General features: G+C 63.5%; 17 protein-coding genes. All 17 read right to left on the reverse strand.

What is annotated here, in order from left to right; genetic code table 11:
• Positions 1 to 26 precede the first annotated feature (26 nt).
• Positions 27 to 2,099, reverse strand: a complete 2,073-nt coding sequence (gene fusA / locus BDOA9_RS26610; RefSeq protein ID WP_025036995.1) for an elongation factor G — start codon at positions 2,097 to 2,099, stop codon at positions 27 to 29.
• A 33-nt stretch (positions 2,100 to 2,132) separates the two neighbouring features.
• Positions 2,133 to 2,603 carry a 30S ribosomal protein S7 gene (gene rpsG / locus BDOA9_RS26615; RefSeq protein ID WP_018647239.1) on the reverse strand — a complete coding sequence of 157 codons (471 nt, stop codon included), beginning with the start codon at positions 2,601 to 2,603 and terminating at the stop codon, positions 2,133 to 2,135.
• Positions 2,604 to 2,618: 15 nt separating this feature from the next.
• Positions 2,619 to 2,990, reverse strand: coding sequence for a 30S ribosomal protein S12 (rpsL, locus tag BDOA9_RS26620; protein ID WP_007603006.1), 372 nt, complete (start codon positions 2,988 to 2,990; stop codon positions 2,619 to 2,621).
• Between the two features lie 878 nt (positions 2,991 to 3,868).
• Entirely contained in the window at positions 3,869 to 5,875 is a 2,007-nt protein-coding gene (locus tag BDOA9_RS26625) for an ABC transporter ATP-binding protein (protein ID WP_025036996.1), read from the reverse strand.
• A gap of 133 nt (positions 5,876 to 6,008) precedes the next feature.
• Positions 6,009 to 8,063 (reverse strand): FAD-dependent oxidoreductase, encoded by a 2,055-nt coding sequence (locus tag BDOA9_RS26630; RefSeq protein ID WP_025036997.1) that lies wholly within the window; start codon positions 8,061 to 8,063, stop codon positions 6,009 to 6,011.
• Positions 8,064 to 8,256: 193 nt separating this feature from the next.
• Positions 8,257 to 12,453, reverse strand: coding sequence for a DNA-directed RNA polymerase subunit beta' (rpoC, locus tag BDOA9_RS26635; RefSeq protein ID WP_025036998.1), 4,197 nt, complete (start codon positions 12,451 to 12,453; stop codon positions 8,257 to 8,259).
• Positions 12,454 to 12,582: 129 nt separating this feature from the next.
• Positions 12,583 to 16,707 (reverse strand): DNA-directed RNA polymerase subunit beta, encoded by a 4,125-nt coding sequence (gene rpoB, locus BDOA9_RS26640; RefSeq protein WP_025036999.1) that lies wholly within the window; start codon positions 16,705 to 16,707, stop codon positions 12,583 to 12,585.
• 481 nt (positions 16,708 to 17,188) lie between these two features.
• Complete coding sequence (gene rplL, locus BDOA9_RS26645; protein ID WP_025037000.1) at positions 17,189 to 17,566, reverse strand: 50S ribosomal protein L7/L12; 378 nt, start codon at positions 17,564 to 17,566, stop codon at positions 17,189 to 17,191.
• A gap of 54 nt (positions 17,567 to 17,620) precedes the next feature.
• Entirely contained in the window at positions 17,621 to 18,139 is a 519-nt protein-coding gene (gene rplJ, locus BDOA9_RS26650; protein WP_025037001.1) for a 50S ribosomal protein L10, read from the reverse strand.
• A gap of 582 nt (positions 18,140 to 18,721) precedes the next feature.
• On the reverse strand, positions 18,722 to 19,675 hold the full coding sequence (locus BDOA9_RS26655; RefSeq protein ID WP_025037002.1) for a 2-hydroxyacid dehydrogenase: 954 nt from the start codon (positions 19,673 to 19,675) through the stop codon (positions 18,722 to 18,724).
• Between the two features lie 90 nt (positions 19,676 to 19,765).
• On the reverse strand, positions 19,766 to 20,458 hold the full coding sequence (gene rplA / locus BDOA9_RS26660; RefSeq protein WP_025037003.1) for a 50S ribosomal protein L1: 693 nt from the start codon (positions 20,456 to 20,458) through the stop codon (positions 19,766 to 19,768).
• A 6-nt stretch (positions 20,459 to 20,464) separates the two neighbouring features.
• Positions 20,465 to 20,893: a 50S ribosomal protein L11 gene (rplK, locus tag BDOA9_RS26665; RefSeq protein ID WP_011088164.1), complete on the reverse strand. Its 429-nt coding sequence runs from the start codon at positions 20,891 to 20,893 to the stop codon at positions 20,465 to 20,467.
• A gap of 130 nt (positions 20,894 to 21,023) precedes the next feature.
• Positions 21,024 to 21,578, reverse strand: a complete 555-nt coding sequence (gene nusG, locus BDOA9_RS26670; RefSeq protein WP_018647229.1) for a transcription termination/antitermination protein NusG — start codon at positions 21,576 to 21,578, stop codon at positions 21,024 to 21,026.
• Positions 21,578 to 21,769 carry a preprotein translocase subunit SecE gene (secE, locus tag BDOA9_RS26675; RefSeq protein ID WP_007611620.1) on the reverse strand — a complete coding sequence of 64 codons (192 nt, stop codon included), beginning with the start codon at positions 21,767 to 21,769 and terminating at the stop codon, positions 21,578 to 21,580. Before secE ends, nusG begins: the two co-directional genes overlap by 1 nt.
• A gap of 325 nt (positions 21,770 to 22,094) precedes the next feature.
• Positions 22,095 to 23,363, reverse strand: coding sequence for a class I SAM-dependent methyltransferase (locus BDOA9_RS26680; protein WP_025037004.1), 1,269 nt, complete (start codon positions 23,361 to 23,363; stop codon positions 22,095 to 22,097).
• Between the two features lie 82 nt (positions 23,364 to 23,445).
• Positions 23,446 to 24,462 carry a lysylphosphatidylglycerol synthase transmembrane domain-containing protein gene (locus BDOA9_RS26685; RefSeq protein WP_025037005.1) on the reverse strand — a complete coding sequence of 339 codons (1,017 nt, stop codon included), beginning with the start codon at positions 24,460 to 24,462 and terminating at the stop codon, positions 23,446 to 23,448.
• Positions 24,463 to 24,474: 12 nt separating this feature from the next.
• The gene (locus BDOA9_RS26690; RefSeq protein ID WP_244521528.1) at positions 24,475 to 25,062 is read right to left on the reverse strand and encodes an SIS domain-containing protein; all 588 of its coding nucleotides are present in this window, start codon (positions 25,060 to 25,062) and stop codon (positions 24,475 to 24,477) included.
• Positions 25,063 to 25,147: the final 85 nt, after the last annotated feature.

Raw genomic sequence — 25,147 nt, forward strand, 5'->3', positions numbered from 1 at the left:
AATCGTCAGCTTTCAACCGACGACAATCAGGCAAACTTCTTCTGGACTTCTGCCGACACGTTGGCCGGCGCTTCTGCGTAGTGGTCGAACTGCATGGTGAAGGTCGCGCGACCCTGGCTCATCGAGCGCAGGTTGTTCACGTAACCGAACATGTTCATGAGCGGCACCATCGCGTTGATGACGTTGGCGTTGCCGCGCATGTCCTGACCCTGGATCTGACCGCGCCGGGAATTCAGGTCGCCGATGACCGAGCCGGTGTAGTCTTCCGGGGTCACCACCTCGACCTTCATGATCGGCTCGAGCAGGACCGACTTGCCCATCTGCAGCGCTTCGCGGAAGCAGGCGCGCGAGGCGATTTCGAAGGCGAGCGCCGACGAGTCGACGTCGTGATACTTGCCGTCGACCAGCTGCACCTTGACGTCGACCACGGGAAAGCCCGCGACCACGCCGGACGACAGCACGCTCTCCAGGCCCTTCTCGACGCCGGGGATGTATTCCTTCGGCACCGCGCCGCCGACGATCTTCGATTCGAACTCGAAGCCCTTGCCGGGCTCGTTCGGCTCGACGATGAACGACACGGCCGCGAACTGGCCGGTACCGCCGGTCTGCTTCTTGTGGGTGTAGCTGTGCTCCACCCGCTTGGTGATGCGCTCACGGAACGCCACCTGCGGCGCGCCGATGTTGGCGTCGACCTTGTAGGTGCGCTTGAGGATGTCGACCTTGATGTCGAGATGGAGCTCGCCCATGCCCTTGAGGATGGTCTGGCCGGACTCGTGGTCGGTCGACACGCGGAAGGACGGATCCTCCGCGGCGAGCTTGGCCAGCGCCACGCCCAGCTTCTCCTGGTCGGCCTTGGACTTCGGCTCGATCGCGATCTCGATGACCGGCTCGGGGAATTCCATCTTCTCCAGGATCACCTGCTTGTCGGGATCGCACAGCGTGTCACCGGTGCGCGCTTCCTTCAGGCCGGCCAGCGCGACGATGTCGCCGGCATAGGCCTCCTTGATGTCCTCGCGGTTGTTCGCATGCATCAACAGCATGCGCCCGATGCGCTCCTTCTTCTCTCGGGTCGAGTTCACGACGCCGGTGCCGCTCTGCAGAATGCCGGAATAGATGCGGCAGAAGGTGATGGTGCCGACGAACGGGTCGTCCATGATCTTGAACGCGAGCAGCGCCAGCGGCTCCTTGTCGTCCGCCTTGCGCACGACCTCGTTGCCCTTGTCGTCGGTGCCCTTGATCGCGGGCACGTCGAGCGGCGACGGCAGGTAGTCGACGACGGCGTCGAGCAGCGGCTGCACGCCCTTGTTCTTGAAGGCCGAGCCGCACAGCACGGGATAGAACGCGCCGGTCAGCACCGCCTTGCGGATCAGGCGCTTCAGGGTCGCCTCGTCCGGCTCCTTGCCGTCGAGATAGGCGGCCATGGCATCGTCGTCGAGCTCGACGGCGGCTTCCACCATCTTCTCGCGGTATTCCTTGGCCTGGTCGACGAGGTCTTCCGGGATGTCGACATAGTCGAACTTGGCGCCGAGCGACTCGTCGTTCCAGACGACGCCCTTCATCTTCACGAGGTCGACGAGACCCTTGAAGTTGTTCTCGGCACCGATCGGAAGCTGGATCGCGACGGGCTTGGCGCCCAGGCGGTCGACGATGTCCGCCAGACACTTGAAGAAGTCGGCACCGATCTTGTCCATCTTGTTGGCGAAGACGATGCGCGGAACCCTGTACTTGTCGCCCTGGCGCCAGACGGTCTCGGTCTGGGGCTCGACGCCCTGGTTGGAGTCGAGCACGCAGACGGCGCCGTCGAGCACGCGGAGCGAACGCTCGACTTCGATGGTGAAGTCGACGTGACCGGGCGTGTCGATGATGTTCAGGCGCTTGCCGTTCCAGAACGCGGTGGTCGCAGCCGAGGTGATGGTGATGCCACGCTCCTGCTCCTGCTCCATCCAGTCCATCGTCGCGGCACCTTCGTGCACTTCGCCGATCTTGTGGCTCTTGCCGGTGTAATAGAGGATGCGCTCGGTGGTCGTGGTCTTGCCGGCGTCGATATGCGCCATGATACCGAAGTTACGGTAGTCCTCGATGGCATGTTGGCGGGGCATGGGTGGTTCCTTGCGAGTCCGAGTGTGTCGCCGTTACCAGCGGTAGTGCGAGAAGGCGCGGTTGGCTTCCGCCATGCGGTGCACGTCTTCGCGCTTCTTGACGGCGTTCCCCCGGTTGTTCGATGCGTCCAAGAGCTCCGCCGAGAGCCGCTCGGTCATCGTCTTCTCGTTGCGCTCACGCGCGGCCGCGATCAGCCAGCGAATGCCGAGAGCCTGCCGGCGGGTCGAGCGAACCTCGACCGGAACCTGGTAGGTCGCGCCGCCGACGCGGCGGGAGCGAACCTCGATGGTCGGCATGACGTTCTCGAGCGCCTGCTCGAACACGCCGAGCGGGTTCTGCTTGGTCTTGGATTCGATGATGCCGAACGCACCATAGACGATGCCTTCCGCAACCGACTTCTTGCCGGCGTACATCACCGAGTTCATGAACTTCGTGACGATGATGTTCCCGAACTTCGGATCCGGAAGAACTTCGCGCTTTTCCGCAGAGTGGCGACGAGACATAGGCTTGGTTCCCGCTTACTTCGGACGCTTGGCGCCGTACTTCGAACGACGCTGCTTACGGTTCTTGACGCCCTGGGTGTCCAGAACGCCGCGGAGGATGTGATAGCGCACGCCCGGCAAGTCCTTGACGCGGCCGCCGCGGATCATGACCACCGAGTGCTCCTGGAGGTTATGGCCCTCGCCGGGGATGTAGCCGATCACCTCGAAGCCGTTGGTCAGGCGCACCTTGGCAACCTTACGAAGCGCCGAGTTCGGCTTCTTCGGGGTCGTGGTGTAGACGCGCGTGCAAACACCACGCTTCTGCGGCGACTGCTGCAGCGCCGGCACCTTCTTGCGCGACTTCTGCACTTCCCGCGGTTGAGCGATCAGCTGGTTGATCGTCGGCATTCTGGCCTTCACCCTTTTTCTGCCGCGGCCCCTCGCGGGTCCGCTGTCTTGCCGCGGCCCGTCACCGGGTCCGCAAATTCTGTTCGAGCTACCCGCCCGAAGGGACCGCCTTGCGCGAATAACCCACGCAAAGCGAAATTGCGCCAACCGCTCCATCAACGAGCGGAAAGCGCTTCGACGCCACAGAGGACCGCAGTCTCGAGGCCGTTCAGCGTAACGCTGCGGCCGCACACTGAGGTCATGCATCCGAATTCGATCTCAAGAGAACGTGCTCGAGAGAACTAAAGTCGCACTGGCATTGCCTAGCTATGATCGACAGCGTTTGAGCGGCATTCGTCGAGGTTGGTGCCCGTCGTTGCGACCCCTTGCAGATCTAGTCTTTGGGGATCAACGGGTGGCCCGTTCCGACGCTGGCGATGCTCACCGCCTGTCGTTAAGTGAGGCGCTTTCTATAAGTGAGAATCGGTCAAGTCAAGGTGAAACGACAGTCACAAAGCGCTTCATGCGCCGGTCGAAATCGCTGTTTGCCGCCCTCACCGCACAGCCCTGATATAGGATCCAAGTCTCCAATTTGCCAACCCACATATCATTTATATCCGGGTTAAAAGAAACTATATTATCGGCATCGACGGGCTTTTATGCTCGTAATGCGTTAAGACGCGTTAATCTCTCTACGTCGGCAGCAATCCAGGACGAACATCACCATGATCGGCGTCGAGTGGTCCGGTCCGACCGACAACGGCGGTATCGGCTGCACGAGCTTCCGACGGCCCGGCCGTCTGCATGAGACATCTGACCGCGTTTTCGAATCGAACAGACTCGCTGTCAGGTTCGGCCCGCGTGCCACGGACCGGAATCACGGGCTCGCGGTGGCCCGGTCACTCGTCGTCGTCGTCGTCGTCATCGTCGCGATCGTCGGCGGCGTGAGCTGCGGTGCCGTGGGGCTGGTGAATCTGGTCGTTCCACAGCTTGCGATAGGTGCCGTTCTTTGCGAGCAGCTCGGCGTGGGAGCCGCGCTCGATCGCCCTGCCCCCTGAAATCACGATGATCTCGTCCATCTCGACCACCGACGTCAGACGGTGGGTCGACCAGATCATGGTGCGGCCCTTGGCGACCTTGAGCAGCGTGCGGTTGATCGCGGCCTCGGTGGTCTGGTCCAGTGCCGAGGTGGCTTCGTCCAGCAGCAGCACGGAAGGGTTACGGATGATCGCGCGGGCGATCGCGATGCGCTGGCGCTGGCCGCCCGAGAGGGTATCGCCGCGCTCGCCGACCGGCGTGTCGTAGCGCTGCGGCAGGCTCATGATGTAGCGGTGGATCTCCGCCTTCTTGGCGGCCTCCTCCACCTCCTGGTCAGTTGCGCCCTCCTTGCCGAGCCGGATGTTCTCGCGGATCGACATGTTGAACAGCATGTTCTCCTGGAACACCACCGCCATGCTCCGGCGCAGCGAGTCCAGCGTCACCTTGCGGACGTCGACGCCGTCGATGGTGACGCGGCCTTCGTTGGGCACGTAGAGCCGCAGGATCAGATTGAGCAGCGTGCTCTTGCCGGAGCCGCTCGGACCGACGATCGCGATGCGCTTGCCGGCATTGAGCTTGAGGCTGAGATTGTCCAGCACCGGCGTCTGGCTGCCCTCGTACTGGAAGGTAACGTGATCGAAGGTGATGTCGTTGGTGATGCGAGGCAGATCCGGCGCGCCCGGGCGGTCGGCGCCGCGCGTCGGCTCGTCGAGCAATTCCTGGATGTGGCGGATCGCGGCGGCCGAGGAGATCGACACCGGGATGAAATGCATCACGTGGGCGATGTTGTAGGAGACCTCCCAGAACGCGCTCTCGAAGGTGACGAAGGTGCCGATGGTGATCTGGCCCGTGGTCGCCAGATACGCGCCGATCGCGAGCACCACGAGGTGCAGGAGGAGCACCGAGATGGTGACCGTCCGCTCCACCATGGTGGAGAGGAATGTGGCCGAAGCGATCCTGTTGCGGGTCTCGTCGTTGCGCAAGCTGAAGAAGCCGAACATCTTGCGTTGCAGGCTGAACGCCTTGATCACCGCCTGGGCCGCCACGTTCTCCTGCACCAGGCCGAGCAGCGCCGATTCGTTGAGCTTCTGCTCGTAATTGGCCTGCACCGCCTTCGGCGTCAGGATCCGGGGACCGATCAGCGTGATCGGAAACACCAGCAGCGCGACGACGGCGAGCTGCCAGTTGAGGAACAGCATCAGGATGATGCCGGCGATCAGCTCCAGGAACGGCAGCGCGGCACTGTTGGCAAACGTCTTGACCGCGCCTTCAAAGGCCGAGAGATCGACCGAGAAGCGCGACAGGATCTCGCCGCGTCTGGTGCGGCCGAAATAGGCCGCCGGCAGGTCCTGGACGTGCTCGAACAGGCGCTTGCGGACGTCGGAGATGACGCAACCGGCAAGGCGCGCGTCCCAGCGTTCGTACCAGACCGCGACGACCGAGGTGAAAATGCCGGCGACGGCGAGCACGCCGAGGATCTTGTAGAGCGCCTGAAAATCCTCCTCGCCGAGCGCATCGTCGATCAGGAACTTGAGGCTGAGCGGCATGATGACGTTGAACAACGTCTCGACCACGACGCCGAATGCCACGTACGAGAGCATCCGCTTGTAGTTGGACAGATAGGGCTTGACGAACCCGACGATGGTCGCAAGCGCGCCGGCAGCTTCGCGCGCGGTGAACACGACGAGGTCCTCGTCCTCATCGTCCTCGTCGAGCTCCAGCTCGTCATCCCCCTCGTCTTCGGCGTCCTCGTCGTCTTCGAGGTCCGGATTGGCGGCGTCGGCGAGCCCGGCCGCCTCTTCCGCGGCGAGCTTCTGTTGGTCGGGAGAAAGAGGCTTGTCGCCGGGCGAGAAAGGCTTGGATGCCATGAAACCAACCGATGCTGACGGCCGGCATGACCGCAGAGAATGCAGGAATAGCGGCAACCGCTATTGCACCGATTCTATGCGATCAGGATGAATTCGGCAAACAATTGGCGAATTCGTTTCCCGTTCCCTGAGACTAGTCTTCGTCCTCGACCTTGTCGAAGAAGGAATAGCGCAAGCTGTCCGCGTCGGCGTACCACTGCCCCGGCCCCTTGTTGGCGGCGAGCGTCGCCTCCCAGAGCGCATCGGTGCAATCCTTGCGGTGCATCGACAGGTCGAAGCCGTTGCCGAAGAACAGCTCTGACCATTCCCACCAGGTGCCGAGCTTCTTGACGCCGCGCAGCAGGTCGTAGCGGTCGATCAATGCCGGCGCCATGTCCGAGGTGACGGAGCCGAACACGAGGCCGGTCTTGACCACGCGGTTGAACTCGCGGATGGCGCGGGCCACCTGCTTCGGGGAAACGTGGCAGAGGCTGGTCTCGAACACGAAGTCGAACGCGCCGTCCTTGAACGGCATGTCGGTGATCGAGCCGAGCTTGTTGTACTTCTTCAGCGCTTTCGGTGTTTTGGCATGGATGGCGCGGTTGTTCTCGATTCCCCACGCATCGATGCCGCGATCGCGCAGCGCGCCGACCAGTTCGCCGCTGGCGGAACCCGCAACCAGCAGCTTGGCGCCCGCCGCCTTGCCCCAGACGATGCCGATCAGCTTGGTGAGGTAGCCGGGATCGGTGAAGTGCCGCCACGCCTGGTGATAGGGGCCGAGGCCGCGATAGTTCTCGAAATAGTCGCGATCGATCTTGTCCGAGAGCGGCTTCTCGCTCTGCGCGCGCTCGCGGCGCAGGCGCATCATCTCGGTCAGGATGATGTCGGTGGCGGCGTCCGAGGAATCGAGCAGGCCGTTCAGCGTCGAATCGAACAGATAGTCGCCGACCACCACGATGCCGGGGTGCTCCTTCGGCTCGGGCCGGTGATTGGTCATGACGTCGCGCACGGGCAAACCGCCGGGCAGCGCGTTCACCGACGACAGCCAGCGGTGGATCTTGCCTTCGATGAAGTGCAGACGCGCATCGCCGAGAGAGGCCGGCAGCGATTTCAGGGCGGCGTCGATCAGCTCCTGGTCCGACAGATTGGCGAAAGCCAGCGCGTCGGAGCCGGGAATGAGCCAGTTCAGAACACCATGCTTGCCGACGTCGTGACGAGCGCCCTCGTTGTAGACGCAGCAGCCGCCGAAGGCTTCCGACATGAACCAGGCGCCCTGAATCTTGTCGCCCCAGAACGGCTCGTCGAACAGGATCGAGACGCGCAAATAGTGCGCGGGACGGTCGAAATATGAGACGTGCTTGACCATCGACTTGCGCAGCTGCTCGCCCTCCCAGCCGAGGGTGGCGAGCCAGGAATGCGGCAGGCAGACCAGCACGAGATCGAAGTCGCGGGTCTCCGGGCCCTTGCCGTTCATCATCTTGAGCTGGTAACGGCCGGTCGGCGCCTTGCCGACGGTGAGGACGCGGTGATTGAGCTGGATGTCGGCATTGACCTCCGACTGCAGGCAATCGATCAGCTGCTCGTTGCCGTTCTGGATGGAATAGAGGCCGATATAGCCGTCAACGTCCATCAGATAGTTCTTGAGCGCGTTGAGCCCGTTGGTGTTGTGGCTCTCGGTCGCGATGTCGGAGCGCGCCATCACCTTGAAGAAGCGCTTTGCGGTGGCGTCCTCGACCTCCTCGTCGAGCACCTGCTCGGCGGTCTTGTAGGCCCAGGGATGCTCGTTGTCGTGCGCGCCGACGCCCTCGTAATACTCCACCGGCGACATCACCTCGGCGCAGCGCTTGCGGAAGGCCTCGATCGCTGCCGCAGTCTTGGCGCCGTATTTGCGGCGCATGCCCGGAACGTCGTTGAGCAGCTCACCGCCGAACTGGACCTGCTCGGCATCCATCGGAATGGTCTGCAGGCCGAAATGCTGGATCAACTCGCGCAAGGGATCCGGACCCGTCATCGAGTAGTCGTAGATCTCGGCAACGCCGGCCTCGTAAATCGCCGGCGCCGAATCGAACTTGCGCGTGACGATCTTGCCGCCGAGCCGGTCGGAGGCCTCGTAGATTGTGACGCGGCAGAGGTCGCCGAGCTTGCGCTTCAGGTACCAGGCGCTCATCAGCCCGCCGGGGCCGCCGCCTACGATTGCGAGATCAAGCATGGGAGTTCCGTGGTCTTCCGGCCCTGCCCCCTTCACGGGACCACCGGTCTCAGTCGCCTTAGCAGAAGCGCTTTGGCGGCTGAAGGAAAGATGAACAAAGGGCGATCCTGCATCGCAGCAAGCAATGAAAGCAGCAAAAAGGCCGGCAAAAGCCGGCCTTTTCATTGTCCTCGGTAGTCCTACGGATGAACCATCATTCCGCGGGCGGCAGCGCAGGAAGCTCGGCTTCTGGCGCCGGCGACACGACGGCCGCCTGCTTCTCGCGCTCGTCCAGGATCAGCTTGTCGCGCTTCATGGCGACCTCGCGGATCTTGGCCATGGAGGCGCCGGTGCCCGCCGGGATCAGCCGGCCGACGATGACGTTCTCCTTGAGGCCTTCGAGCGGATCGATCTTGCCGTTGACCGCCGCCTCGGTGAGGACGCGGGTGGTCTCCTGGAACGATGCCGCCGAGAAGAAGGAGCGGGTCTGCAGGCTCGCCTTGGTGATGCCGAGCAGAACCGGCGTTCCCGTGGCGGGCTTCTTGCCCTCTTCCTTGGCCTTCACGTTCAGCGCGTCGAACTCGATCTTGTCGACCTGCTCGCCGGAGATCATGTCCGTATCGCCCTGGTCGGTGATTTCCACCTTCTGGAGCATCTGACGGACGATCACCTCGATGTGCTTGTCGTTGATGAGCACGCCCTGCAGCCGGTAGACCTCCTGGATCTCGTTGACCAGATAGGCCGCGAGCTCCTCGATGCCCTTGACCGCAAGGATGTCGTGCGGCGCCGGATTGCCTTCCACGATGAAGTCGCCCTTTTCGACGACGTCGCCGTCCTGAAGGTGGATGTGCTTGCCCTTCGGGATCAGGTACTCGCGCGGCTCGTCGGTCTTGTCCATCGGCTCGATCGAGATGCGACGCTTGTTCTTGTAGTCGCGCCCGAACCGGATGGTGCCCGCGATTTCGGCGATGATCGCCGCATCCTTCGGGCGCCGAGCCTCGAACAGTTCCGCCACCCGCGGCAGACCGCCGGTGATGTCACGCGTCTTGGCGCTTTCGGTCGAGACACGGGCGAGGATGTCACCCGGCTGGACCTTGGCTCCGATGTCGACCGAGAGAATGGCGTCGACCGACAGCATGTAGCGGGCGTCGCCGCCACGGGCGAGCTTGAGCACCTTGCCGTCCTTGCCCTTGATCACGATGGCCGGACGCAGGTCCGAGCCGCCGCGCGTCGAACGCCAGTCGATGACCACGCGCTTGGCGATACCGGTCGCCTCGTCGAGCGTTTCCGAGATCGACTGCCCTTCGACCAGATCCTCGAAGCCGATGGTACCTTCGACCTCGGTGAGCAGCGGACGGGTGTAGGGATCCCACTCGACGATGCGCTGGCCGCGCTTGACCATGTCGCCCTCGTCGACGTGCAGGCGCGAACCGTACTGGATACGGTGCGTCGCACGCTCGGTGCCGTCGGCATCGACGATCGCGACAACCATGTTGCGCACCATCGCGATCAGGTGACCTTCGCTGTTGCGGGCGATGGCCTTGTTCCTGATCACGATCTTGCCGTCGAAGTTGGCTTCGACGAAGGACTGCTCGTTGAGCTGCGCCGCACCGCCGATGTGGAAGGTGCGCATGGTGAGCTGGGTGCCCGGCTCGCCGATCGACTGCGCCGCGATGACGCCGACCGCTTCGCCGTGGTTGACCGGCGTGCCGCGGGCGAGGTCGCGGCCGTAGCACTTGCCGCAGATGCCGTTGACGAGCTCGCAGGTCAGTGCCGAGCGGATCTTCACCTCCTGGATGCCGGCCTGATGGATGGCATCCACGTGGCTCTCTTCCATCAGCGTGTCGCGCTTGACGATCACCTGGCCCGAGCTGTCACGCACGTCTTCGCAGGCCGTGCGTCCGAGGATGCGCGAGCCGAGCGAGGCGACCACGGTGCCGGCGTCGACGATGGCGCGCATCTTGATGCCGAGCTTGGTGCCGCAGTCGCTCTGCGTGATGATGCAGTCCTGCGCCACGTCGACGAGACGACGGGTCAGGTAGCCCGAGTTCGCGGTCTTCAACGCGGTGTCCGCGAGGCCCTTGCGGGCGCCGTGGGTCGAGTTGAAGTACTCGAGCACCGAGAGGCCTTCCTTGAAGTTCGAGATGATCGGCGTCTCGATGATCTCGCCCGACGGCTTGGCCATCAGGCCGCGCATGCCGGCGAGCTGGCGCATCTGGGCCGGCGAACCGCGGGCGCCGGAGTGAGCCATCATGTAGATCGAGTTGATGTCGGCGTCGGCTCCGCTCGCCGTCTTCTTGGTGGCGGAGATCTCCTTCATCATCGCCTTGGCGATTTCTTCGGTGGCCTTCGACCAGGCGTCGACGACCTTGTTGTACTTCTCGCCATGGGTGATCAGACCGTCGTTGTACTGCTGCTCGAAATCCTTCGCCAGCGTACGGGTGGTGTCGACGATCTTCCACTTGCCGTGCGGCACGACCATGTCGTCCTTGCCGAACGAGATGCCGGCCTTGAACGCGTTGTAGAAGCCGAGCGCCATGATGCGGTCGCAGAAGATCACCGTCTCCTTCTGGCCGCAGTGGCGGTAGACCTGGTCGATGACGCCGGAGATCTCGCGCTTGGTCATCAGCTTGTTGATGATCTCGTAGGAGATGCGCGGGTTCTTCGGCAGCAGGTTGCCGAGCATGACGCGGCCTGCGGTGGTCTCGATCCAGCGCTTGGAGACCTTGCCGGTCTCGTCCATGCCTTCCCACCGGTACTTGATCTTGGTGTGGAGGTGGATGACCTTCGCGTGCAGCGCGTGCTCGAGCTCGGCCATGTCGCCGAACACCTTGCCCTCGCCGGGCAGGCCTTCGCGCATGATCGAGACGTAGTACAGGCCGAGCACGATGTCCTGCGACGGCACGATGATCGGCTGGCCGTTCGCCGGATGCAGGATGTTGTTGGTCGACATCATCAGGACGCGCGCTTCCAGCTGCGCTTCGAGCGACAGCGGAACGTGCACGGCCATCTGGTCGCCGTCGAAGTCGGCGTTGAACGCGGAGCAGACCAGCGGGTGAAGCTGGATCGCCTTGCCCTCGATCAGCACGGGCTCGAACGCCTGAATGCCGAGGCGGTGCAGCGTCGGTGCGCGGTTGAGCAGCACCGGATGCTCGCGGATCACCTCGTCCAGGATGTCCCAGACCTCGGGCCGTTCCTTCTCGACCAGCTTCTTGGCCTGCTTCACGGTGGTGGACAGGCCCTTGGCGTCGAGCCGCGAATAGATGAACGGCTTGAACAGCTCGAGCGCCATCTTCTTCGGCAGGCCGCACTGATGCAGGCGCAGCTCGGGACCGACCACGATCACCGAACGGCCGGAATAGTCGACGCGCTTGCCGAGCAGGTTCTGGCGGAAGCGGCCCTGCTTGCCCTTGAGCATGTCGGCGAGCGACTTCAGCGGACGCTTGTTGGCGCCGGTGATGACGCGGCCGCGGCGGCCGTTGTCGAACAGCGCATCGACCGCTTCCTGAAGCATGCGCTTCTCGTTGCGGATGATGATGTCGGGCGCGCGCAGCTCCATCAGCCGCTTCAAGCGGTTGTTGCGGTTGATGACGCGGCGGTAGAGGTCGTTGAGGTCGGAGGTCGCGAAGCGGCCGCCGTCCAGCGGCACCAGCGGACGCAGGTCCGGCGGAATCACCGGAACCACGGTCATGATCATCCATTCCGGCTTGTTGCCGGAATGGCGGAACGCTTCCACGATCTTCAGGCGCTTGGCGAGCTTCTTGTGCTTGATGTCGGAGTCGGTCTCCTGCATCTCGACACGCAAGGACGCCTCGAGCTTCTCGAGGTCCATCCCCTTGAGCAGCTCGCGGATCGCCTCGGCGCCGATCATGGCGGTGAAGCTGTCCTGGCCGTACTCGTCCTGCGCCTTCAGATACTCGTCTTCCGACAGCAGCTGACGGTCCTTCAGCGCGGTGAGGCCCGGCTCGAGCACGACGTAATATTCGAAATAGAGGATCCGCTCGAGATCCTTCAGCGTCATGTCGAGCAGGAGGCCGATGCGCGAGGGCAGCGACTTCAGGAACCAGATGTGCGCGACGGGGGCTGCGAGCTCGATATGGCCCATGCGCTCGCGCCGGACGCGCGACAGCGTGACCTCGACCGAGCATTTCTCGCAGATAATGCCCTTGTACTTCATGCGCTTGTACTTGCCGCACAAGCACTCGTAGTCCTTGATCGGCCCGAAGATGCGGGCGCAGAACAGGCCGTCGCGCTCGGGCTTGAAGGTACGATAGTTGATGGTCTCCGGTTTCTTGATCTCGCCGTAGGACCAGGACAGAATCTTCTCTGGAGACGCGATCGAGATCCGGATCTGGTCGAAGACCTGAGCCGGCGTCGTCGGGTTGAAGAGATTCATAATTTCTTGGTTCATCGTCTTCTCCTCGCGTGCCGGTCGCCTCCGGCCGCAAATTCGAAAATCACTTCTGCATGGCGCCCTGCCCTCAAGGCCTCGGGCGGGGCGCCGATGCCCGGCCGCGACGGCCGGGCATGACAGGTCGAATTACTCGGCCGCTTCCGACGTCGGCGCCGGTCCCATCTTGGAGTTGTGCAGGTCGACGTTGAGGCCGAGCGAGCGCATTTCCTTGACCAGCACGTTGAACGATTCCGGAATACCGGCCTCGAACGTGTCGTCGCCGCGCACGATCGCCTCGTACACCTTGGTGCGGCCGGCGACGTCGTCCGACTTCACCGTCAGCATCTCCTGGAGCGTGTACGCCGCGCCGTAAGCCTCGAGCGCCCACACCTCCATTTCACCGAAGCGCTGGCCGCCGAACTGCGCCTTGCCGCCCAGCGGCTGCTGGGTGACGAGCGAGTACGGACCGATCGAACGCGCGTGGATCTTGTCGTCGACCAGATGGTGCAGCTTGAGCATGTAGATGTAGCCCACCGTCACCTTGCGATCGAACGGATCGCCGGTGCGGCCGTCATAGACGGTCGATTGACCCGAAGCGTCGAGACCGGCAAGCTTCAGCATCTCCTCGATGTCGGCTTCCTTGGCACCGTCGAACACCGGGGTCGCGATCGGCACGCCGCGGCTGAGGTTATGGCCGAGCTCGATCAGCTCGTTGTCGTTGAGCGACTTGATCGTCTCGTCCTCGCCGTAGACCTTCTTCAAGGTTTCCTTCAGCGGCTTGATGTCCTGCTTCGACAAATACGCATCGACGGTCTGGCCGATACGCTTGCCGAGGCCGGCGCAGGCCCAGCCGAGGTGGGTCTCGAGGATCTGTCCGACGTTCATGCGCGAGGGCACGCCGAGCGGATTGAGCACGATGTCGGCATGCGTGCCGTCTTCGAGGAACGGCATGTCCTCGATCGGCACGATCTTCGACACCACGCCCTTGTTGCCGTGGCGGCCTGCCATCTTGTCGCCGGGCTGGATCTTGCGCTTCACCGCGACGAAGACCTTGACCATCTTCATCACGCCGGGCGGCAATTCGTCACCGCGCTGAAGCTTCTCGACCTTGTCGAGGAAGCGCTGTTCCAGCCCCTTCTTCGACTCGTCGTACTGCTTCCGCATGGCCTCGATCTCGGCCATCAGCTTGTCGTTCGGCGAAGCGAACAGCCACCACTGCGACTTCGGATACTCCTCGAGCACCGCACGGGTGATCTTGGTGTCCTTCTTGAAGCCCTTCGGGCCCGCAATGCCCTGCCGCCCCTCGAGCAGCTCGGCAAGACGGTTGTAGACGTTGCGGTCCAGGATCGCCTGCTCGTCGTCGCGGTCCTTGGCCAGACGCTCGATCTCTTCCCGCTCGATCGCCAGCGCACGCTCGTCCTTGTCGACGCCGTGACGGTTGAACACGCGCACTTCCACGATCGTGCCCTGCACGCCCGGAGGAACGCGCAGCGAGGTGTCGCGGACATCGGAGGCCTTCTCGCCGAAGATGGCGCGCAGCAGCTTCTCTTCCGGCGTCATCGGGCTTTCGCCCTTCGGCGTGATCTTGCCGACCAGGATGTCGCCGGCGCGCACTTCGGCGCCGATGTAGACGATACCGGCTTCGTCGAGGTTCTTCAGCGCTTCTTCCGAGACGTTCGGAATGTCGCGGGTGATTTCCTCAGGTCCGAGCTTGGTGTCGCGGGCCATCACCTCGAACTCCTCGATGTGGATCGAGGTGAAGACGTCTTCCTTCACGATCCGCTCGGAGAGCAGGATCGAGTCTTCGAAGTTGTAGCCGTTCCACGGCATGAACGCGACCAGCACGTTCCGTCCCAGAGCGAGCTCGCCGAGATCGGTCGAGGGACCGTCGGCGATGATGTCGCCCTTCTTGACGATGTCGCCGACCTTCACCAGCGGACGCTGGTTGATGCAGGTCGACTGGTTGGAACGCTGGTACTTCATGAGGCGGTAGATATCGACGCCCGACTTGGTCGGATCGAGATCTTCCGTGGCGCGGATGACGACGCGGGTCGCGTCGATCTGGTCGATCACGCCCGAACGGCGCGCCGCGATCGCAGCGCCCGAGTCACGGGCAACCACGCCCTCCATGCCGGTGCCGACGAACGGCGCCTCGGCGCGAACCAGCGGCACCGCCTGGCGCTGCATGTTCGAGCCCATCAGCGCGCGGTTGGCGTCGTCGTTCTCGAGGAACGGGATCAGCGCCGCGGCGACCGAAACCAGCTGCTTCGGCGACACGTCCATGTAGTCGACCTTGTCGGGCGTCATCGGCACGACGTCGCGGGTGCCGCTCGAACGGCAGACCACGAGGTCTTCGGTGAAGCGGCCCTTGGCATCGACCGGCACGTTGGCCTGGGCCACGGAATAGCGCCCTTCCTCCATCGCCGACAGGTACACCACCTCGTCGGTGACACGACCATCCTTGACCTTGCGATACGGCGTCTCGACGAACCCGTACTTGTTCACGCGCGCGAAGGTCGCGAGCGAGTTGATCAGGCCGATGTTCGGACCTTCCGGCGTTTCGATCGGGCAGATTCGGCCGTAATGCGTCGGATGCACGTCGCGCACCTCGAAGCCGGCGCGCTCGCGGGTCAGACCGCCCGGTCCAAGCGCCGACAGGCGGCGCTTGTGGGTGATCTCGCTGAGCGGGTTGGTCTGGTCCATGAACTGCGAGAGCTGCGAGGAGCCGAAGAACTCGCGCACCGCGGCGGCCGCCGGCTTGGCGTTGATCAGGTCCTGCGGCATGACCGTGTCGATGTCGACCGAGGACATGCGCTCCTTGATCGCGCGCTCCATGCGCAACAGGCCGATGCGGTACTGATTCTCCATGAGCTCGCCGACCGAACGCACACGGCGGTTGCCGAGATGGTCGATGTCGTCGATCTCGCCCTTGCCGTCGCGCAGGTCCACCAGCGTCTTGATGACGGAGAGGATGTCCTCCTTGCGCAGCGTGCGCTGGGTGTCGGGCGCATCGAGGTCGAGGCGCATGTTCATCTTGACGCGGCCGACGGCGGACAGGTCGTAGCGCTCGGCGTCGAAGAACAGCGACTGGAACATGGCCTGAGCCGATTCCAGCGTCGGCGGCTCGCCCGGACGCATCACGCGGTAGATGTCGAACAACGCGTCCTCGCGCGTCATGTTCTTGTCGGCCGAGAGCGTGTTGCGGATGTAGGGACCGACATTGACGTGGTCGATGTCGAGCAGCGGCAGCTCCTTGTAGCCCTGCTCGTTGAGCGCCTTCATCAGCTTGTCGGTGATCTCCTCACCGGCCTCGGCGTGGATCTCGCCGGTCTTCGGGTTGACGAGGTCCTCGGCGACGTAGTTGCCGACCAGTTCCTCGTCGGCCATGCGCAGCGCCTTCAGCCCCTTCTCCTGGAGCTGGCGGGCGGCGCGGACGGTGAGCTTCTTGCCGGCCTCGAGCACGACCTTGCCGGTGTCGGCATCGATCAGGTCGTTGACGGTCGAGTAGCCGCGGAAGCGGTTGGCGTCGAACGGAACGCGCCAGCCTTCCTTGGTCCGCTTGTAGAGAATCTTCTTGTAGAACGTCGACAGGATCGCCTCGCCGTCGAGGCCGAGGGCGAACATCAGCGACGTCACCGGAATCTTGCGGCGACGGTCGATACGCGCATAGACGATGTCCTTGGCGTCGAACTCGATGTCGAGCCAGGAGCCGCGATACGGGATGACGCGGGCGGCGAACAGCAGCTTGCCCGAGGAATGGGTCTTGCCCTTGTCGTGATCGAAGAACACGCCGGGCGAACGGTGCATCTGCGAGACGATGACGCGCTCGGTGCCGTTGACGATGAAGGTGCCGTTCATCGTCATGAGCGGAATGTCGCCCATGTAGACGTCCTGCTCCTTGATGTCCTTCACCGACTTCGCGCCGGTTTCCTCGTCGATATCGAACACGATGAGGCGCAGCGTCACCTTGAGGGGCGCAGCGAAGGTCATGCCGCGCTGGCGGCACTCGTCGACGTCGTATTTCGGTTGCTCGAACTCGTAGCGGACGAACTCCAGCATCGAGGTGCCCGAGAAGTCGGAGATCGGAAACACCGAGCGGAACACCGCCTGCAGACCCTCGTCGAGACGTCCGCCCTGCGGTTCGTCCACCATCAGGAACTGGTCATAGGACGCCTTCTGAACCTCGATGAGGTTCGGCATCTCGGCGACTTCCTTGATGTGTCCGAAGAACTTGCGAACGCGTTTGCGACCGGTGAATGTCTGCTGCGCCATCGTGGCCTCTCATTTTCGTCGCCCGCCCTGGGCGAACCGTCCGGAACGCGGCTGCCACCGCCTTCCGGGTTGAATTTTCGAACCCGTCTTGGGGGCCGGAGACGCAGTTTCAGGTGCCGATGTCCTGAATCTGTTCTTCAGACCTTCAAAACGCAAAACGACGCGCGGGGCGCAGATGCGCGCCCGCCCGTCACAACGATCATCTTCACGGACTGCAAAAGCCCGAAATAGCCTGCTCTCCCAACGGCTTACAGGGAAATCCGGCATCCCTGCCCACCGCGCTTTCGTGCTGCCGACCCGATATGGGGCGACAATAGTGCAGATTCGAGGGTCAAACCCTCAAATCCCCACACTTTTTCGTGTTCGGCCTGCGTCGGATCGTTCCGTCGCACGCCTTTTGCATCCGGTCCACTCCTCTCGAAGAAGACCAGGATCCCGGGCTGAGCCGTTGCCCGCCCGGGATCCCGCCAGTAAGCAGCGCTTACTTGAGCTCGACCTTGGCGCCAGCCTTCTCGAGCTGGGCCTTGATCTTGTCGGCTTCGTCCTTGTTCACGCCTTCCTTCAGCGGCTTCGGAGCACCCTCGACGAGGTCCTTTGCTTCCTTCAGGCCGAGACCGGTGATGGCGCGGACTTCCTTGATGACCTCGATCTTCTTGTCGCCGGCGCTGGCGAGGACGACCGTGAACTCGGTCTTCTCTTCGGCCGGAGCGGCAGCGGCGCCACCGGCAGCCGGGCCGGCCACGGCGACAGCCGCGGCAGCCGAAACGCCCCACTTCTCTTCGAGGAGCTTCGCGAGTTCGGCAGCTTCGAGCACGGTGAGGCTCGAGAGGTCGTCAACGATCTTCTGCAAGTCAGCCATTGTTCAGTTTCCTTGAGTGTATGTCTGGTTCGGGTTTGAGTTTTGCGAAGGGCGTCAGGCCGCTTCGCCCTTTGAGGCATGAGCCTGGATGACGCGCGCGAGCTTGCCCGCGGGCGCGTTGGCGAGCTGAGCCAGCTTGGTCGCCGGGGCCACGATGAGGCCGACGATCTTGCCGCGCAGTTCGTCAAGCGACGGCAGCGAGGCAAGCGCCTTCACGCCGTCGACATTCAGGACGGTCTTTCCCATGGACCCGCCGACGATGACGAACTTTTCGTTCGCCTTGGCGAATTCGATGGCGACCTTCGGCGCCGCTACCGGATCGTTGGAAGTCGCGATCACGGTCGGCCCCTTCAACATGGGGCCGATGGCAACGACGTCGGTGCCTTCAAGAGCAATTTTGGCGAGACGGTTCTTCGAGACCTTCACCGCAGCGCCCGCCTGCTTCATCTGCTGGCGCAGCTTCTGCATCTGGGCGACGGTGAGGCCGGAATATTGAGCAACGACCGCGACGCTCGTGGTCTTGAAGACCTCATTGAGCTGTTCGACCGCTTCTTTTTTTGCCGCTCGTTCCACAGCAAGCTCTCTCCGGTTGGCGGTCATCGCGAGAAGCGGGACCGCCGGGTTGCACCCATCGTCCCGCCCAAACCTGAACCTCCGGGTCAAAACCCATCGGACACGCCGGGCAAGACGACAATTCAAAGCCTGCCCTCCGGGAGCCCTGGGGCCCACGGCGTGTCGAGGTCCGAACCAGACCCGTTTCGCAAAGCCAGCCCTTGAAGCTGGATGCGACGTGAAATCCGGTCTTCACCCGTCTATGCAGGCTATGCGATTAAGCCGTTGAGGAATCGAAATTCTTCGCGGGCGCCTGCAGTCTTGGACAGGACGAGGCCAGCCGGCGAACCGCCCGACCCCTGCCCGCATCCCTACCAAACGACGGGTTTTCCTTCCTTTTCGGGCCAATCCTCGCGGACGTCCTGAAAAGGAATGATCTCCTGTCGTGTTGGGTTTTCGGAATGCGCGCACGAACGCGCCAGCCGGGGCCGGCACGTCCGGAGGCGGTTCTTTAACCGCTCCGGGCCTGCTTGCCAAGAGCAAAATTCACACCAGTTCCAATCGATTGGCGGCCGGGCTTGAGATGGCCCAACAAGGACCGATTCAGGCCGATTTCACCCCATAAGGCAGCGGCTTGCCCGCGAAGAACGCGGTCAGGTTCGCCAGCACGCAGTTCTGCATGGCGACGTGCGAATCCAGGGTGTGGCCGCCGATATGCGGGGCGAGCACGACGTTGGGGAGTGCCGTCAGCGCGTCGGGCGCGTGCGGTTCCTTCTCGAAGACGTCGAGGCCGGCCCCGGCGATGGTCTGGTCGCTGAGCGCCGCGACCAGGGCCTGCTGGTCGATAACCGAGCCGCGGGAGATGTTGACGACGTAGCCGTCCGCGCCGAGGCGCTTGAGGATATCGGCGTTGACGACATGCTCGGTCTCGGCCCCTGCCCGGACCGCGATCATCAGGACGCTGCACCAGTCGGCGAGCGCCTCCAGATTCGGAAAGTACTGATAAGGCAGATCGTACCGGGTGCGGCTGAAATAGCCGATTTCGCTCTCGAACGCAGCACAGCGCGCCGCGATCTTGCGGCCGATCTCACCCATGCCGTAGATGCCGATGCGGCGGCCGGGCATGCCGGCCTGGGGACGCATCATCGGCGATTGTTTCGAGGCCGCCCAATCACCGCTGCGGACATATTGGTCGGCCACCAAAATCCGCCGCGTCGTCGCCAGCATCAGGGTCATGGCGATGTCCGCGACGGAAGCCGCATTGGCACCCGGGCTGTGGCCGACTGCGATGTTGCGGCTGGCCGCCGCCTTGATGTCGACGCCGTCATAACCGGTGCCGTAGCAGACGATGGCGCCAAGCTTCGGAAACAGGTCCATCGCCTCCGCGCCGAGCGGGCTACCGCCAGCAGTCAGGAGTGCGCGGATGCCGCCAAGCACCTCCGCCGGAAACACCTCGCGGGCGGGCTTGCCGCCGGTGTCGAGCAGCTCGAATCGCTCGGCGAAGCGCGCCATCATCGACTTGGGAAAGCGCGAGTAGATCAGGACCTTGTCAGTCATTGTTGTTGTTTCCAGTCAGCGCCGCCACAAACGACGAGGGGCGGAATCGGTCGCCCGATCCCGCCCCTCGCCTCATGCAATTTCCAAACCTCAGCCGAGAATGGTGCCCGGCTCGACCTTCACGCCCGGGCCCATCGTCGAGGACACCGCAACGCGCTGGATGTAGGTACCCTTGGAACCGGCCGGCTTCGCCTTGGAGACAGCATCGGCCAGAGCCTTGATGTTCTCGACCAGCTTCTCCTCGGAGAACGAGGCCTTGCCGACGCCGGCCTGCAGGATGCCGGCCTTCTCGACCCGGAACTCGACCGAGCCGCCCTTGGCACCCTTCACCGCACCGGTGACGTCCATGGTCACGGTGCCGATCTTCGGGTTCGGCATCAGGCCGCGCGGGCCCAGCACCTTACCGAGACGGCCGACCAGCGGCATCATGTCGGGGGTGGCGATGCAGCGGTCGAAATCGATCGTGCCGTTCTGCACCTTCTCGACCAGGTCCTCGGCGCCGACGACGTCGGCACCGGCGGCCTTGGCTTCATCGGCCTTGGCGCCGCGGGCGAACACGCCGACGCGCAGCGTCCGGCCGGTGCCGTTCGGCAGGGTCACGACGCCGCGGACCATCTGGTCGGCATGACGCGGGTCGACGCCGAGATTGATCGCGACCTCGATGGTCTCGTCGAACTTCGCTTTCGCGCGTTCCTTGACCATCTTGATGGCGTCCGCGAGCGGGTAAAGCTTTTCGCGGTCAATGCCTTCGCGGGCTTTGTTCAAACGCTTTCCGATTGCCATGGCCGCTTACCCCGCAACTTCCAGACCCATCGAACGGGCGGAGCCCTCGACCATCTTCATGGCCGATTCGATGGTGTCGCAATTCAAGTCCTTCATCTTCTTCTCGGCGATCTCGCGCACCTGCGCCTTGGTCACCTTGCCGGCCTTGTCACGGCCCGGCGCCTTCGAGCCGGACTGGATCTTGGCGGCCTGCTTGAGGAAGTAGGACATCGGCGGCGTCTTCATCTCGAAGGTGAAGGAACGGTCCGCATAGATGGTGATGATCACCGGGATCGGGGTGTTCTTCTCTTCCTTCTGGGTCTGGGCGTTGAACGCCTTGCAGAACTCCATGATGTTGAGACCGCGCTGACCGAGCGCGGGACCGATCGGGGGCGAAGGATTCGCCGCACCGGCCGGGACCTGAAGCTTCAGGTATCCGGTCACTTTCTTTGCCATGTATCACTCCTGTTGTGCCGGCAAGGCCGGCGGTTTCAGGTTCGTGGTCTGGGTCGGATGCGGCTGGCAACCGCCCTCTCCCTCCCACGGCCTCTTGTTGCGAGAGACCGAAGCCTCACGCGTTACCCGATCAGACCTTCTCGACCTGACCGAATTCCAGCTCGACCGGCGTTGCGCGGCCGAAGATCGACACCGCGACCTTCACGCGCGAGCGCGCTTCGTCGATTTCCTCGACCACACCCGAGAACGAGGCGAACGGGCCGTCGGCCACGCGCACGTTCTCGCCGATCTCGAACGACACCGACGCCTTCGGCCGCTCCACGCCCTCCTGCACCTGGTGCAGGATGCGCATGGCCTCGGCTTCCGAGATCGGCATCGGCTTGTTCTCGGCGCCGAGGAAGCCGGTCACCTTCGGCGTGTTCTTGATCAGATGGAACGCCTCGTCGGTCAGCTTCATCTTCACCAGCACGTATCCCGGGAAGAACTTCCGCTCGGCGTCGATCTTGCGGCCGCGGCGCACTTCCGTGACCTTCTCGGTCGGAACCAGCACCAGCTCGAACAGCTCCTCGAGCCCGCGCTGCTTGGCCTGCTCGCGGATCGATTCGGCGACCTTCTTCTCGAAGTTCGAATAGGCGTGGACGATGTACCAGCGCTTGTCGGACACTTGAGCGGTTGCTGTTGCCATCAGTGAATGCCCAGGAGGAAGGTGATGAGGTAGCGGATGATCTGGTCGGCGGCGAAGAAGAAGATCGAGGCCACGGCGACCATCACGAACACCATGATCGTGGTGATCGTGGTCTCACGGCGGGTCGGCCAGGTGACCTTGGCAGTCTCCGAGCGCACTTCCTGCAAGAACTTGAACGGGCTGACTGCCATCGCTTGAGGTCCAGCGTCCGTCGACAGACGCAAATGAATTTCGGGGATCCGAACAGCCGCCGTTGGCCCAGCCCTCTGTCTCGAAGGATGAGCCGGAAACCGGGCTCGATTGTTCGGGGATTTCAAGGCCGCGCCGGAAATCCGCGTCTAACGGGCCGGCTGCGAGTGCGGGGTATCTACTGCGGATGGGGCCAAAGGTCAAGGTAGAGAGAGTTCGCCCGGGCAGGCCGCCCTCCCCGGACGGCCGTTCAGAAGCCATGTGGATCAAGCACTTGTCGCCCGCCCGGAAGGCGCCTCGCGGGAGGCGCTCTGAAGCCCCGGCCCGTCAGTCGGCCCGGTCGACCATGGAAATCCCCGGCAGCGGCACCACGAACTTCCCGCCTTCGGCGAAATAGCGGGCATGCTTGGCCCGGATCGGGTCCACATAGCGCCAGGCAAAGACCACCACGAACGCCGGCTTCCGCTCGTAAAGGGCGGCGGGCGGCAGGATCGGGATGTCATAGCCGGGTCCGGCCATCACCTTCCCCTTGTTGGGGTCGTCGTCGACCAGGAAGTCGATCTTGTTCTCCAGGCCGAACTGCGGCAGCAGCGTCGTGGTGCCCACGGAGACGCCATAGCCGGCGACCAGCTGACCGCGCGCATGGGCGGCATCGGCCATCGCGACCAGTTCGTCGCGGATGGCGGCGATCCTCTTCACATAAGGCGCATAATAGGCCGGCTGATCGACACCAAGCCGTTCTTCCTCGGCGACGAAACGCGCGACCTCGGCCGACGGCTTCTTGGCGCCGCCGGCGCGCTGCACGGTCACACGGATCGAGCCGCCCTTGGTCCAGATGTGCTGGACGTCGATCAGCTCCATGCCCAGCCGGGCGAAGAAACGGATCAGCGGCTTGATGTTAAAATAGGACAGATGCTCGTGATAGACGGTATCGAGCAGGTTCTTCTCGGTGACGTCGACGCCGTATTGCGTTTCGAAGACGAACAATCCGTCCGGCGCGAGCACGTCGCGAACCCCGATCACCAGCGGATCCAGATTGTCGACATTGGCGATCATGTTGTTGGCGATCACGACGCTCGCCGCGCCATGGCTCTGCAGGATGCGGCGACCGATGGCATCGGTGAAGAAATCGCCGATGGTCTCGATGCCCGCCTCCGTGGCGCGCCGCGCGATGTCGACGGCGGGATCGACGCCAAGCACCCGCATGCCGCGCTCCCTGAAGAAGCCGAGCAGCGATCCGTCATTGCTGCCGAGCTCGACCACCAGCGAGCCCGGCGCGATGCCGAAACGGCTGACGACGTCGTTGGCATAGCCTGCGAAATGCTCGCGCAAGCCCAGCGAGAGCGAGGTGGTATAGACGTAGTTTCGGTACTGAATCTCCGGATTGCCGACGTGGAGAATCTGGAGGTGGCCGCAATCCCGGCACAGATGCAGCGCCATCGGCACCGCAGCCCGGAAGACGGGATCTTCGACGCTGGCGTTCGGCACCTGGAAGTTCGGCGTGCCGATGGGCATGCCTGCCATCGGGACGACCAGCTCTTGCTTGTCCGAATGACAGAGGCGGCAGGTATTGCGGACGTAGAACAGGTTTTTCATCGTGCAACCGAAAAATGAGACACGCGCGCGCGTGAGATAATTCCACCCTGTAAAGACCAGATCGGCAACGGGCTCAAGCGGGTCATGGGTGGCTCGAGGCCTCGTTGCCCAGCCCGTAGCTCGGAGATTCCTCCGCCGCCTTGGCCGCCTTGTCGGCCGAATACGAGCCGCGCTCCGGACTTGCCAGCCAGATTACGCCACCGACGAGCCCGATGATCACGCTGATGCCGCCCAGCAGGAGCGATACCGACAGCGCCTCCTCGGACGGCACACCCGCAAGACCGAGGCAGGCGACCATCGCTCCCTCGCGAACGCCCCAGCCGCTGATCGAGATGGGGACGGCCGTCAGCAGCACCACCGGCGGAATCAGGATGCCGGCGTCGAGGACAGAGAGCTGCGCTCCGACACCGCGCGCCAATGCGTAGCAGGCCGCGGCGGTGACGAGATGGATGAGGAGCGCCGATCCGAACAGCAGCGCACGACGCTCGGACTGCAGGAGCAAGAACCTGACCAGGGCTCCGAACCGGACGAAGCTCGCGATCGCGGGAAGCGCGATGAAGCGCTTCGGCAGACGGTCGAGCGTCAACAGGACCACCGTGCCGGCGACGCCCGCGACCGTCAGACCGCCGATGGCCAGGATCGCGGCCTGATTCGACACGCGTGACACCAGAAACGGCAACCCGGCCACCATCAGCACGATCAGTCCGATCAACGCCGTGAAGCGGTCAGCTGCAACGCCCTTGACCGCCTCCGGCCACTGCACGCCGCGTTGGCGCAGCAGCCACATCCGCACCGCGTCGCCCCCGACCGATGACGGCAACACCTGATTGAACCAGAGGCTGATCATGAGGATCCGCCAGCCCGCGAGCCAGTCCAGCGACACGCCGAGCGCGCGCATGATCAGCTCCCACCGGCCGTTGAGCACGAAGGTCTGAAAGAAGATCAGCGCAAGCGCGACAATGAACAGGACCGGATCGACCGAGACGAGATGGTCGCGCAACTGGCGCAGGTCGAGACCGCGCGCGATGTAGACCAGCACGGCGACCGACAGCAGCAGCTTTACCGAAAACAGGGCCGCATGCTTGAAGCGCGACTGCATCAGATAACCGCCTCAGGACGCCGGATATTCCGCACGACCGATGACGAGGTCGATTGCGGCCATCATCCAGAACTGGTGCGTGGTCTCGACAATGTTGTAGCTGCGGCTGTCGACCCAGAAATTGACGTCACCGAGATTGCGCAGCGGATTGTCCGCGTTCATGCCCGACAAGGTGATCACGTCGAGCTTCATCTTGCGCGCCTGCGCAACCGCGTTGAGGATGTTCTTCGAACGTCCCGACGAGCTGATCGCGACGAGGCAATCGCCGGCGCGCGCATTCAACCGTACGGCGTGGGCGATCCAGTCCTCGAAGCCGTAATCATTGGCAAGGCACGACATCATGCTCGCATCGCTGAAGCAGAGTGCAGGCACCGACGCATTCTTCGCCAGATCGATCGCCAGATGCGATGCGATGCCGGCCGATCCGCCATTGCCGATGAAGATCACGCGGCCGCCCTGCTCGCGCGTGCGCAACCATAACGCGCGCGTCGCGGAGATCCTCGCAAAGATACCGTCGTCGACCGCCGTCGCGCGATGCAGGCGCCCCACGTAGTCGTCGAGGAAGGCCTTATGCTCGGGATCGACGGATTCGGCAGGCATGGGCTGGCGGCTCGATTGCAACATTACAGGGTGATACCGGCTATTACCAAGGATTGCAAAGGTATAATACTTGCAAAGTTTGCGA

This window comes from Bradyrhizobium sp. DOA9 (assembly GCF_000617845.2).
Lineage (GTDB): Bacteria > Pseudomonadota > Alphaproteobacteria > Rhizobiales > Xanthobacteraceae > Bradyrhizobium.